Annotated in this window: 13 protein-coding genes; 6 read left to right on the top strand and 7 right to left on the bottom strand. The window is 73.3% G+C overall.

The genetic code is table 11. The features are described from left to right. Nucleotides 1-110: 110 nt before the first annotated feature. Together G3I53_RS02950 and G3I53_RS02945 are read right to left on the bottom strand one after the other, a co-directional pair. A complete protein-coding gene (locus G3I53_RS02950; protein ID WP_164335321.1) occupies nt 111-704 on the bottom strand; it encodes a TetR/AcrR family transcriptional regulator in 594 nt (197 codons plus the stop codon). Nucleotides 705-951: 247 nt separating this feature from the next. Then, complete coding sequence (locus G3I53_RS02945; RefSeq protein ID WP_164338757.1) at nt 952-1,725, bottom strand: SDR family oxidoreductase; 774 nt, start codon at nt 1,723-1,725, stop codon at nt 952-954. A gap of 234 nt (nt 1,726-1,959) precedes the next feature. Between G3I53_RS02945 and G3I53_RS02940 the strand changes: the two genes are divergently transcribed. Both G3I53_RS02940 and G3I53_RS02935 read left to right on the top strand, forming a co-directional pair. Then, nucleotides 1,960-3,219 (top strand): DUF1343 domain-containing protein, encoded by a 1,260-nt coding sequence (locus G3I53_RS02940; RefSeq protein ID WP_164437990.1) that lies wholly within the window; start codon nt 1,960-1,962, stop codon nt 3,217-3,219. A 417-nt stretch (nt 3,220-3,636) separates the two neighbouring features. After that, nucleotides 3,637-4,239 (top strand): hypothetical protein, encoded by a 603-nt coding sequence (locus tag G3I53_RS02935; RefSeq protein WP_164334549.1) that lies wholly within the window; start codon nt 3,637-3,639, stop codon nt 4,237-4,239. A 374-nt stretch (nt 4,240-4,613) separates the two neighbouring features. Here the strand turns inward: G3I53_RS02935 and soxR are convergent, their stop codons facing one another. Next, nucleotides 4,614-5,105 (bottom strand): redox-sensitive transcriptional activator SoxR, encoded by a 492-nt coding sequence (gene soxR, locus G3I53_RS02930; protein ID WP_164336184.1) that lies wholly within the window; start codon nt 5,103-5,105, stop codon nt 4,614-4,616. A 132-nt stretch (nt 5,106-5,237) separates the two neighbouring features. Here soxR and G3I53_RS02925 point away from each other — a divergent pair, with 132 nt between their 5' ends. Further along, the gene (locus tag G3I53_RS02925) at nt 5,238-5,699 is read left to right on the top strand and encodes a MaoC family dehydratase (RefSeq protein ID WP_164336186.1); all 462 of its coding nucleotides are present in this window, start codon (nt 5,238-5,240) and stop codon (nt 5,697-5,699) included. On the opposite strand, the gene G3I53_RS02920 is transcribed toward G3I53_RS02925, so the two are convergent. The 3 genes from G3I53_RS02920 to G3I53_RS02910 form a co-directional block, all read right to left on the bottom strand. Next, nucleotides 5,690-6,334, bottom strand: coding sequence for a TetR/AcrR family transcriptional regulator (locus G3I53_RS02920; protein WP_164336188.1), 645 nt, complete (start codon nt 6,332-6,334; stop codon nt 5,690-5,692). The two genes, G3I53_RS02925 and G3I53_RS02920, sit on opposite strands and share 10 nt — an antisense overlap. Before the next feature lie 88 nt (nt 6,335-6,422). After that, nucleotides 6,423-6,710, bottom strand: a complete 288-nt coding sequence (locus G3I53_RS02915; RefSeq protein ID WP_164336190.1) for a YiaA/YiaB family inner membrane protein — start codon at nt 6,708-6,710, stop codon at nt 6,423-6,425. A 60-nt stretch (nt 6,711-6,770) separates the two neighbouring features. Further along, on the bottom strand, nt 6,771-7,922 hold the full coding sequence (locus tag G3I53_RS02910) for an acyl-CoA dehydrogenase family protein (protein ID WP_164336192.1): 1,152 nt from the start codon (nt 7,920-7,922) through the stop codon (nt 6,771-6,773). Between the two features lie 58 nt (nt 7,923-7,980). Here G3I53_RS02910 and G3I53_RS02905 point away from each other — a divergent pair, with 58 nt between their 5' ends. Both G3I53_RS02905 and G3I53_RS02900 read left to right on the top strand, forming a co-directional pair. Continuing rightward, a complete protein-coding gene (locus G3I53_RS02905; protein ID WP_192231896.1) occupies nt 7,981-8,631 on the top strand; it encodes a TetR/AcrR family transcriptional regulator in 651 nt (216 codons plus the stop codon). Between the two features lie 71 nt (nt 8,632-8,702). Further along, nucleotides 8,703-9,413: a winged helix-turn-helix domain-containing protein gene (locus G3I53_RS02900; protein ID WP_164349712.1), complete on the top strand. Its 711-nt coding sequence runs from the start codon at nt 8,703-8,705 to the stop codon at nt 9,411-9,413. Between the two features lie 154 nt (nt 9,414-9,567). Here the strand turns inward: G3I53_RS02900 and G3I53_RS02895 are convergent, their stop codons facing one another. Continuing rightward, nucleotides 9,568-10,764 carry an RNA-guided endonuclease TnpB family protein gene (locus G3I53_RS02895; protein ID WP_164333933.1) on the bottom strand — a complete coding sequence of 399 codons (1,197 nt, stop codon included), beginning with the start codon at nt 10,762-10,764 and terminating at the stop codon, nt 9,568-9,570. 182 nt (nt 10,765-10,946) lie between these two features. On the opposite strand from G3I53_RS02895, the gene G3I53_RS02890 reads away from it, so the two are divergent. After that, nucleotides 10,947-11,898 (top strand): DMT family transporter (locus tag G3I53_RS02890; protein ID WP_164437989.1); only part of this gene is annotated, 952 nt, incomplete at its 3' end.

Raw genomic sequence — 11,898 nt, 5'->3', positions numbered from 1 at the left:
TCCCTGCCGGCGGCAGCGCAGGGCCGGCGGGCACCCGACGCCGGCGCCAGACCGACGGCAGCCGGTCGCCGGACTCGTCGCTGACGCGTCGGAGCGGGCCGCCGGGCCCGTCAGGGGCGCAGGGCGCGCAGGAGCAGGTCCGCGAGGTGGTCGGCGACCTCCTGCGGGCTGAGCGGGCCGTCGGGCCGGTACCAGGTCGACAGGTGGTGCACGGAGCCGAAGTGGTAGTCGACCACGAGGTCGGCCGGTGTGGCGCGGGAGAAGACGCCGGCCTCCTGGCCCTCCTCGATCAGCGCGCGGAAGCGTTCGTGGTAGCGGCGGCGGGCGGCGCGCACCTGCTTGTTCTTCTCCGGGCTCAGGTGGTGCATGGAGCGGAAGAAGATCGATGCGTCGTCGAGGTTCTCGATCGTGGTGACGACCACGTCGGCCGCCGCGCCGCGCAGCCGCTTCTCGATCGGCTCGTCGGCGTCCGCGTAGGCGTCCAGGCGTTCCTGCTGGACGCGCAGCACGCGCGCGTAGACCTCGTGGAGGAGATCGTCCTTGGAGCCGAAGTAGTGGTAGAGCGCGCCCTTGGTGACGCCGGCCGCCTCGACGATCTCCTGCACCGAGGTGCGGTCGTAGCCCTGCTCGGCGAAGAGCCGTGTGGCGGCGGCCAGCAGCCGCTGTGGCACGGGGGTCCCGTCACCGTCCGTCGTCCTGGGCACTGCCGCCACCTGCTTTCCGTGTCGCTCTCATGGTCGTGCGCCGGGGAACGCCGCTCCCCGACGGAGGATCTTCCCACCGGCCGTGCCGGCCACGCGGGACGGGCCCGCCCGCGCGTGGGGGCAGGCGCACAGTGTCCCCCCGCGCCGCCCGGCGGTCACAGCCGGGTCCGGTCCGGCGCCCCGGCGGTCACAGCCGGGTCCGGTCCGGCGCCCCGGCGGGCGCGTGGGCGCCGGGCGGGGCGGGCGGTCAGCGGGTGGCCTCCCACTGCTGCTGGAGGCGGTTCATGCCGCCCAGCCAGCGCTCGGGGTCGTCGGCGCGGGCCCGGTAGTACGCGGCGACCTCCGGGTGCGGCAGGATCAGGAAGCGGTCCTCCTCGATACCCCGGAACAGGGCGTCGGCCACGTCGTCCGGCTCGATCGCGGTCGGTTCCAGCACCAGCCGGCCCGCGCTGCCGCTGGCGGTGAGCATGTCGGTGCGCACGCCCTGCGGGCAGATCGCGTGGACCTTCACGCCGCGGTGCCGGTAGGTGAGCGAGAGCCACTCGGCGAAGGCGTACGCGCCGTGCTTGGTGACGCTGTACGGCGCGGTGCCGAGCATGGTGAGCAGCCCGGCGGCGGACACGGTGGAGACGAAGCGGCCGGCGCCCCGCTCCAGCCAGTCGGGGAGCAGGGCGTGGGCCGCGCGCACGTGGGCCATCACGTTGACGTCCCAGGAGAGGGCCCAGCCCTGCTCGTCGAGGGGTTCGCCGGGCTCCCCGCCGTCGCGGCCGACGCCGGCGTTGGCGCAGTAGACGTCGACCCGGCCGCCGAGCGCGTCGCGCGCCTCGTCGACGGCGGAGGAGGCGTCGCCGGGGACGGCGATGCCGCCGATCTCCTCGGCGACGGACTTCACCCGGTCGGCGTCGAGGTCGTTGACGACGACCTGGGCCCCCTGGGCGGCGAAGCGGCGGGCGAGTGCCGCCCCGATGCCGCCCGCGGCCCCCGTGACGACCACTTTCGCACCCTGTACGGCTTCCACCATGGTCTCCTTGACGCGGCTTGTCGTGGGTCGTGCCGGCTCCCCCGCCGTGCCCCGCGCGGGCGTCCGGCGGGGCGTGGAGCGGTCGCGGCGGGAACCGGCCGCGCCAGACTAACCGGTCGGTATGTCCGACGGAAGGGTCCGTGCGGTCGCATGCGGTGCGGTGCGTTCCCCGCGGCGCCGCCGACAGCTAGCGTGCGTGTTCATGACACCCGCAGCGATCACGGAGGCCGCCCCATGAGGCTGTCCAGACGGACCCTGCTCGCCACCACCACGGCCGCGATGGCGGCCTCCGCCGCCCCGGCGCATGCGGCCGCCGCCCCGTCGGCGGCGGCACCGGGCCGCGGCCGGCGGCCCGCCACCGGCTTCGAACGCCTCGCGGCCGACGGGTACGCCCTGCTCGACGGGCAGCGCGTCGGCGTCGTCACCAACCCCACCGGCATCACCCGCGACGCGCGCCACATCGTCGACGTCATGCACGCCGACGACCGGGTGCGGCTGACCGCCGTCTTCGGCCCGGAGCACGGCTTCCGGGGCACCGCTCAGGCGGGCGGCTCCGAGGGCCGCCACGACGACCCCGCCACCGGCCTGCCGGTGTACGACACCTACCTCAAGAGCGGTCAGCCGCTCGCCGACATCTTCACCGCGTCGGGCGTGGACACGGTCGTCTTCGACATCCAGGACGTCGGGGCCCGCTTCTACACCTACATCTGGACCCTCTACGACTGCATGGAGGCCGCGCGGCTCGCGGGCAAGCGGTTCGTGGTCCTCGACCGGCCGAACCCGGTGACGGGCCGGGCGGCGCTGGGGCCGGTGCTGCACAAGGAGTTCGCCACGTTCGTGGGGCGGGAGCCGGTCTCGCAGGCGCACGGCATGACGGTGGCGGAACTGGCGCTGCTGTTCAACGCCGAGTTCCTGACCGCGCCGGTGCCGCTGGAGACGGTCCGGATGAAGGGCTGGAAACGGTCGGACTTCTACGACGCCACCGGGCTGCCGTGGGTGCCGCCGAGCCCGAACATGCCGACCCCGGAGACCGCCCTGGTGTACTCCGGGACGTGCCTGTTCGAGGGCACCAACCTCTCCGAGGGCCGCGGCACCACCAGGCCGTTCGAGCTGCTGGGCGCCGAGGGCGTGGACGGCGGCTGGGCGGCGGCGGCCAACGGGCTGGGGCTGGCGGGGGTGCACTTCCGGGAGGCGTACTTCGCCCCGACGTTCTCCAAGTTCCAGGGGAAGACCGTCGGCGGTGTGCAGCTGCACGTGCACGACCGCGAGGCGTTCGACCCGGTGCGCACCGGCATCGGGCTGCTGATCACCGCCCGGCGGGTGTGGAGCGGATTCGCCTGGCGCCCGGACCACTGGATCGACCGGCTCACCGGGTCCACGCTCGTCCGCACGATGATCGACGCGGGCGCGGACACCGACGAGGTGGTGGGCGGCTGGCAGCGGGAGCTCGCCGCGTTCCGGCGGACGCGCCGGGAGTACCTGCTCTACCGCTGAGCGGTTTTCCGCCGAACGGGGCGGCGTCCGGGACGGTGCCGGGCGCCGCCTCTTTGCGTCTGCCACCAGCACGGACGGGGCTCCGCCCGCCCCGTCGGTCCCGGACAGCGGCGCGCCCGGATCGCCGGCACCACGCATATCGGCCCGGTCTTCAGGAACCCGTGGCTCCTGCGGGGAGTTCTCAGTCCGGCGGGGATCCGCCTCCCGGAGCGGCCGGGCCGAGCACGGACCGCCGTGAACGACCACAACTGAAGCGCGGGTCAGGGGAGTTGACGCGCACGTCGACGCGGGGGACCGAGGGGTCACCGAAAAAAGGATGGATCCGATTCGCGTGTCGACACGTCTACTCGACGACGTCCGTTCGACGACGCCGAAGTGACCGGATTACAGGTGCAGGTGTGACGGAGGTGCAGGAGGATGGCCGGTTTCCGAAGTCTGGCGAGACAGGTGCGTGATCCGCGGTGCGACCTGGCGCTGCGGCGCTACTCGCTGCGCAAGTGCCTGGAGCGGTTCGCTCCCTACGGGCACAGGGCGACTTGGGACCACTTGTGCTCACGGGCCGGGTTCGACCCCGAGGACCGCTCCGTCGACCCAGCGCGGCTCGTGGCCGCACTGGACGAGCTGGAGGAGGCCCGCGCGGTCTGGCTGGCCTACGAGGTCGAGTTCGCCGCGCGGCGCAGGAAGGAGAAGCAGGACGGTCTGCGCAGGCCGGGCAGTGTGGACGACTGGCACCGGCTGACCTGGGGAGGATTCGGGGTGGCCTGGTGCGACGACCCCCGGGTGCACCCCACGGAGCCGCTGGCGGAGGTGCTGCGCCGCCTGATCGCGGCGCTCGAACGGGAACCGGGCACGGCCTGCCCGGTCTGCCGGGGGGAACGACTGATGTGGCGCCACGACCTGGACCACGAGCCGTCGTCCGGGCCGGTCTGCACGGACTGCGGGATCCTGGTGCCGCGCCCGGTGCTCACGCCGGGCGCACTCGCGGACGCCCGCCGGGCCAGGATGCTCGTCTCGGCCTGAGCGGCGGCGGCCACCGCGCGGTAAACCGCCGACGCGCGGGAGGAGGGACGGCGGCGGACCCGGCCGGCGGGGCGTGACCCGCGGCCGGCGATGACGGACGGCGGCCGACGATGACGGGGCAACGGGGGGCGTGGGGGTGCGCCGGGGATGCCGCACCTCCACAGCGTTGCCTGCCGGAGAGCGGGCTGCCGGGCGTGCCGGGGGCCCCGCCGCGTGGTCGCGGCCGGAGGCACCACGCATCCCGGCGCGGCGTGACGGCACCGCCGCTCCCGGCCCTCAGCCCCCTACTCCTGCTGCCCCCTGCCCCCTGCCCCGACGGCGCACCGGGTGATCTCGCCGCGTGAGCGCCGCCCTCGCCGTCCCGTTCGCCGGATTCACGATCGCGGGCGGGCCGCGCCGCGGGCCGGGCGGGGGCTTTCGGCCATCAGGCGCGAGCCCGTGAGGCGGTCGCCGAAGACGTCGTCCGGGTTGGACAGCACGCAGCTGTCCAGGGACAGGCAGCCGCAGCCGATGCAGTCGGTGAGGTGATCGCGCAGCCGGTTGAGCTGCCGGATGCGCTCGTCCAGTTCGGAGCGCCACGCCTCGGAGAGCCGGGCCCAGTCCTCCCGGGTGGGCGTGCGCTCCTCGGGCAGCCGGGCGAGCGCCTCGCGGATCGTGGCGAGCGGGATGCCGACGCGCTGGGCGGCCCGTATGAAGGCCACCCGGCGCAGGGTGTCGCGGCTGAACCGGCGCTGGTTGCCCGAGGTCCGGCGGCTGGTGATCAGACCTTTGGACTCGTAGAAGTGCAGGGCGGAGACGGCCGCGCCGCTGCGGGCGGCGAGCTGGCCGACCGTGAGCTCGTGGATCTTCTCTGGAATCTGGGGCACTCCCCGAACCCTACCCACCGGCCGGCGGCCCGGGTCCGTTGACAGGCGCCGCCGGGACGACCATGCTAAGCAGTCGCTTAGAGTTGCGCCGCGGCGTGCGCGGCGACCTCCCTGACGCGAGAGGCCGGGAACATGGCAGAGCCGAGGATCTTCACGTCCGTCGACGAGCTGAAGGCGGCGGTGGGCGAGCAGCTGGGGTACACCGACTGGCTGGAGATCGACCAGAAGCGGATCGACCTGTTCGCCGAGGCCACCGGCGACCACCAGTGGATCCACGTCGACCCGGAGAAGGCGGCCGCGGGCCCGTTCGGCACGACCATCGCGCACGGCTACCTGACGCTGTCCCTGCTGCCGCTGTTCGGCCCGCAGCTGCTCACCGTCGAGGGCGTCAAGATGGGCGTCAACTACGGCACCAACAAGGTGCGTTTCCCCGCGCCCGTCCCGGTCGGTTCGCGGCTGCGCGCGACGGCGACGATCGCCGCCGTGGACGAGGTGCCGGGCGGCGTGCAGGTGGCCACGGCGTTCACCGTGGAGCGCGAGGGCGGCGACAAGCCGGTGTGCGTGGCCGAGTCGGTGGCCCGCTACTACCTCTGAGCCGGCCGGGCCTCCTTGGCCCCGACCATGCGCAGGACGAGGTCGGCGTAGAGCGCGCCGACCTCCTCCGGGGTGCTCGGGCCGTCGACCTTGAACCAGCGGGCCACGTCGACGCACAGGGAGAGCACCGCGAGGGTGGTGCCGTGCACGTCGATGACGTCGAACTCGCCGGTGCGGGCGCCCTCCTCGATGATCGTGCGCACCTCGGCGTCGACCTGCCGGCGCAGTTCGCGGATCTCGGCGCGGGCGTCGGGGCCGAGGGAGTCCAGCTCGTACTGCACGACCCGGGCCGTGGTGCGGCCGCCGGCGTGCCAGCGGACGAAGGAGCTGACCGCGCCCGCGAGCCGCTCGGTGGCACTGCCCTCCGCGCGGGACGCCGACCGCAGCACCTCGAGGACCTTCTCGTGGCCGATCCTGCTGATGCGGTGGAGCAGCTCTTCCTTGGTCTTGTAGTGGATGTAGAGCGCGGCCGGGCTCATGCCGGCGCGGCCCGCGATGTCCCGCGTCGTCGTCGCGTGGTAGCCGCGCTCCGCGAACGCCTCGACCGCGGCGAGCAGCAGCCGTCGGGCCGCGTCGGGTGTGACCTCACCCCACGGCTGCGCCTCACCGCCGGCCGTCTCCTCCGCCGTACTCATCGCTCACCTCTTCCGCTGGCAGGGACAACACCATACCGGCACGGGTGAGCGGGCGCTTAGCGGGAGGGTGCGGTCCCGGCCGTACGCGTCACAGCTTCTCGAAGGGGTCGTGCTCCGCGAGCAGCTTCTCCAAACGTGCCTGGTCCACCCGGGAGACGATCTGCCCCGCCTCCTGGCGGTCGCGGATCACCTTGGCGAGCGTGAAGGCGGAGGTGACGAGGTACAGCACGGCGATGCCGAGGAAGGCCCGCACCCAGGCGTCGGCCTCCAGGCGGAAGATGCCGTACGCGGTGGCCACCATGGCGATGGCGAAGGAGGCGACGGCCTGGGCGTGGAAGGCGGCCGTGCTCTGCTGCTTGACCGGTGTGTCGCTCATGGGGAAAGGATCGGCGGATGTGGCCCGGCCCACATCCGCCGGGATACTCAGCTCACGTACTCAGAAGGCGGACACCCCGGTCAGGTCCCGGCCGATGAGCAGCTTCTGGATCTGGCTGGTGCCCTCGTAGAGCGTCATCACCCGGGCGTCGCGCAGCAGTTTGCCCGCCGGGTACTCGTCGATGTAGCCGTACCCGCCGAACACCTGGAGGGCGTTGTTGGCGGCGCGCACGGCCGCCTCGGAGGCGAACAGCTTGGCCTTGGAGGACTCGACGGCGAACGGCTGCCCCCGGTCGACGAGGTCGGCGACCCGCCAGGTCAGCAGCCGGGCCGCGTCCACGTCGACGGCGATGTCGCTGATCAGCTCCTGGACCAGCTGGTGGTGGGCGATGGTCCGGCCGAACTGCTCGCGCTGTCCCGCGTGGGCCACGGCGGCGTCGAGGGCCGCCTGGGCGATGCCCACACAGCCGGCGGCGACCGACATCCGGCCCTTGGCCAGGGCGGACATGGCGACGGAGAAGCCCTTGCCCTCCGGGCCCAGCATCGCCGACGCCGGCACCCGCACGTCCTGGAACACCAGCTCGGCGGTGGCCTGTCCGCGCAGGCCCAGCTTGCCGTGGAGGGGGCGGCGGATCAGGCCGGGCGTGTCGGCGGGCACCAGGAAGGCGCTCACGCCCCGGTGGCCGGGGGCGTCGGTGGAGCGGGCGAAGAGCAGCACGACGTCGGCCCAGGTGCCGTTGGTGATGAACGTCTTGCTGCCGTTGACGACGTAGGTGTCGCCCTCGCGCACGGCGCGGGTGGTGAGGCTGCCGGCGTCGGAGCCGGTGCCCGGCTCGGTCAGCGCGAAGCAGCCGACGTGCTCCCCGGAGGTGAGGCCCGGCAGCCAGGCGCGCTTCTGCTCCTCGCCGCCCCAGGCGGCGACGGTCTTGGCGACCAGCCCCAGGGAGACGGAGACGATGCCGCGCACCGAGGAGTCGCCGCGGCCCAGTTCCTCGGTCACCAGGCAGTAGGCGAGGTGGTCGCCGCCGGAACCGCCGTACTCCTCGTCGACGGTCAGGCCCAGGAACCCCAGGTCGCCCAGCTTCTTGACGATGCCGCGGTCGACCTCCTCGGCGCGGTCCCAGGCGGTGGCGTGCGGGACGACCTCGCGCTCCACGAAGTCCCGGGCCAGCCGGCGGACGGCGCTCTGCTCCTCGCTGAGCTCCAGGTTCATGCGGGGTCACCACCAACACTTTTAATTACCACTGCTAGTTTTATGTCGCAGCCCTACTATGTGCGCCATGGCCCGACCGCGCAAGCCCCTTCTGAGTACCGACCGGATCGTCGCGACCGCCCGTGCGCTGGTGGACGCCGAGGGCCTCGCGGCCGTCTCCACCCGCCGCCTCGCCGCGGAACTGGGGGTGAGCGGGCCCTCGCTCTACAACCACTTCCGCACCAAGGACGACATCCTCGAAGCGGTCGCCGACTCGGTGAGCGCGCAGGTCGACCTGTCGATGTTCGAGGACGGCCGGGACTGGCGCACCGCGCTGCACGACTGGGCCGTCTCCTACCGGGCCGCCCTGCGCGACCACCCCAACATCGTGCCGGTGCTGGCCCACGGCCCGGGCCGGCGTCCCGCGGCGCTGCGGCTGGCGGACGCGGTCTACGGGGCGATGGTCGCGGCCGGCTGGCCGCCCGCGCAGGCCACCTCCATCGGCGCCCTGATGCGGTACTTCGTCATGGGCTCCGTCCTCGGCTCCTTCGCCGGCGGCTTCGTCGACGACGCCAGCGCCTACGACCCGGCCGACTACCCCCACCTGGGGCAGGCCCACCTGCTCGCCGAGAAGCAGGAGAAGATCGACGAGCGGGCCTTCGAGACGGGGCTGACGGCGCTGCTGGACGGGCTCGCCGTGCAGTACGAGCAGTTGCGCGGCGACGGCTGACGCACTCCCCGGGGGGTGCCGCCCGGACACTTCGGCCGGGACCGAACGGTCCGTGCCGCATGCTGGACCGCATGACCCACAGGGACCCCGCCGCGCCGGGACTCGCCCGGCTCACGGCGCTGATCGCCGACGAGACGCGGGCCGCGTGCCTGCTCGCTCTGCTGGACGGGCGGGCCTGGACGGCGGGCGAGCTGGCCCGGACGTGCTCGGTCGCCGCGTCCACCTTGAGCGAGCACCTCGGCAAACTCGTCGCGGGCGGCCTGCTGACCGAGGAGCGGCAGGGCCGCCACCGCTACGTCCGGCTGGCCGACGAGCGCGTCGCCCACCTGGTGGAGGACCTGGCCGCCCAGGTCGCCCCGGACGCGGTGGAACGCCCGAGGACCCTGCGGCAGTCCGGTGCCGGCGCCGCGACGGCCCGGGCCCGCACCTGCTACGACCACTTCGCGGGACGGCTCGGCATCACCCTCACCGCCGCCCTGACCGACCGCGGACTGCTGCGCCAGGACACCGGGTTCGCGCTCACGGACGCGGGCCTGCTCTGGTTCGACCGGGCCGGCATCGCCCTGGACCGCCGCGGCAGACGGCCACTGGCCCGCGCCTGCCTGGACCGGACGGAGCGGCGCCCCCACCTCGCCGGGGCGGCCGGCGCGGCCCTGTGCGGGCACGCCCTGGCGGCGGGGTGGTGCGTCAGGATCGGCTCCGGGCGCGCGGTGAAGGTGACGGACGCGGGCGAGCGGGCCCTGTCCGCACTGCTCGGCATCGAACCGGCCGCCCTGCGCTGACATCGGACCGGCCGCGCTGCGCCGACCGGGACGGCCCCTGGACGGACCCGCCCTGTCCAGCCGTCACGTCCGAGATCCGCGAGCGCATCCGCGCCGCGCCGACCTAGCGTCTGGAGCATGTTGACTTCCTCCCCCTCCTGAAGGAGGGGGATTCCTACGGCTCGCGCCGTGGGGTTTTCTGCTTCATCGCCGACTGCCCGCCCGGAGTGCTCCGTTGAGGTCTTACACCAGCTCCACAGACAGACGCCGTCAGCCCGACGGCCAGGATGTTCTTCGCCGCGTTCACGTCCCGGTCATGGGTCGTCCCGCAGTCGCACGTCCAGGTGCGGACGTGCAGCGGCATCCTGTCCTGCACGGTGCCGCAGGCCGAGCACAGCCTGGAGGAGGGGAACCACCGGTCGACCGCGATCACTTCGCGGCCGTACCACCGGGCCTTGTACTCCAGCATGCTCCGGAAATCCGACCAGGCCGCATCCGAGATGGCGCGGGCCAGGCTCCGGTTCTTCACCATGTTCCGGACGGTGAGGTCCTCGATCACGATCGTTTGGTTCTCACGAACGAGCCGAGTGGTGAGCCGGTGCAGGTGGTCACGCCTGCGGTCGGTGATGCGGGCGTAGACCCTGGCAGCCTTCCGGCGCGCCTTTGCCCGGTTCGCTCCGTCACCCCTGGTCTTGCGGGCAAGCTGCCGCTGCGCCTTGGCGAGGCGGGCGCGGTCGCGGCGCTCGTGGCGGGGGTTGGCGATCTTCTCCCCGGTCGAGAGGGTCAGAAGGTGGTCGAGCCCGACGTCGATGCCGACGGCCGCGCTGGCGGCGGAGAGCGGCTTGACGGACGGGTCCTCGCACAGCAGGGACACATGCCAGCGTCCGGCCGCGTCCTGGGACACGGTCACCGTGGACGGCGACACGCCCTCCGGGAGGGGGCGGGACCACACGATGTCGAGCGGTTCCGCCATCTTCGCCAGGGTCAGCTTCCCGTCCCGGAACCGGAACGCGCTGGTGGTGTACTCCGCCGACTTCCGGGACTTCTTCCGCGACTTGAAGCGCGGATACTTCGCCCGCTTGCCGAAGAAGTTCGAGAACGCCGTCTGGAGGTGCCGCAGCGCCTGCTGGAGCGGGACGGAGGAGACCTCGGCCAGGTACGCGAGTTCCTCGGTCTTCTTCCAGGCCGTCAGCATCGCCGACGTGGCGTTGTAGTTCACCCGTTCCTGCCGCGTCCACGCCTCGGTACGCGCGGCGAGAGCGAGGTTGTAGACCTTCCGCACGCAGCCGAACGTACGCGACAGCTCAGCTGCCTGCGCGTCGGTCGGATAGAAGCGGTACTTGAACGCCCGCTTCACGTGGGGGGCCTTCACGCCTCACATGATAATCCATCAGTTTGTGACGAACTGCGCGTGGTTGGGGGCAAACGCAGGTCCGCCCTGGCGGCGAACCGGCTGCCCCTGCCCTGCTCCGCAGGAGCTTCGATTCTCCCCCGCAAGCGGGAGGTACCCCCACCCCCGGCTGAAGCCGGGGGTATCCACGAAGGAGAACCCCAATGATGAACGACCTCCCCCTGACCCGGCCCGCGCGCCGCGGCGAACTGCTCGCCGCGGGTGCCGCCGCCGTCACCGTGGTCCTGTGGGCCTCCGCCTTCGTGTCGATCCGCAGCGCGGGTTCCGCGTACTCGCCGGGCGCCCTCGCGCTGGGGCGGCTGCTGGCCGGGGTGCTGACGCTGGCCCTGATCTGCCTGTGGCGGCGGGAGGGGCCGCCGCCCCGGACGGCGTGGCGCGGCATCGCGATATCGGGGCTGCTCTGGTTCGGCTTCTACATGGTGGCCCTCAACTGGGGCGAGCAGCAGGTCGACGCGGGCACGGCCGCCCTGGTGGTGAACATCGGGCCGATCCTCATCGCCCTGCTCGGCGCCCGCCTGCTGGGGGACGCGATGCCCCCGCGGCTGCTCGCGGGCATGGCCGTGTCGTTCGCCGGCGCGGTGACCGTCGGCCTGTCGATGTCCGGTGAGGGCGGGTCGTCGCTGCTGGGCGTGGTGCTGTGCCTGCTGGCGGCGGTGGCCTACGCGGGCGGGGTCGTGGCGCAGAAGCCCGCCCTGGGGACGGCGAGCCCGCTGCAGGTGACGACGTACGGGTGCCTGGTCGGGGCGGTGGCGTGCCTGCCGTTCGCCGGGCAGCTGGTGAGCGAGGCCGCCCGGGCGCCCGCGTCCGCCACGCTCAACATGATCTACCTGGGGGTCTTCCCGACCGCGCTGGCCTTCACCACCTGGGCCTACGCGCTGGCCCGGACGACGGCCGGGCGGATGGGGGCGACCACGTACGCGGTGCCCGCGCTGGTCGTGCTGATGTCGTGGCTGGCGCTCGGCGAGGTGCCCGGCGCGCTCACGCTGGCGGGCGGCGCCCTGTGTCTGGCGGGCGTCGCGGTGTCCCGTTCCCGGCCCCGCCGGCCCTCGGCGGCCTCGGTGGACGGTCCGCCCGGCCCCGGGGACGGGGACGGGC

It is taken from the genome of Streptomyces sp. SID14436 (genome assembly GCF_010548465.1).
Taxonomy (GTDB): domain Bacteria; phylum Actinomycetota; class Actinomycetes; order Streptomycetales; family Streptomycetaceae; genus Streptomyces.
This window is presented reverse-complemented; position numbering and strand designations above follow the sequence as displayed.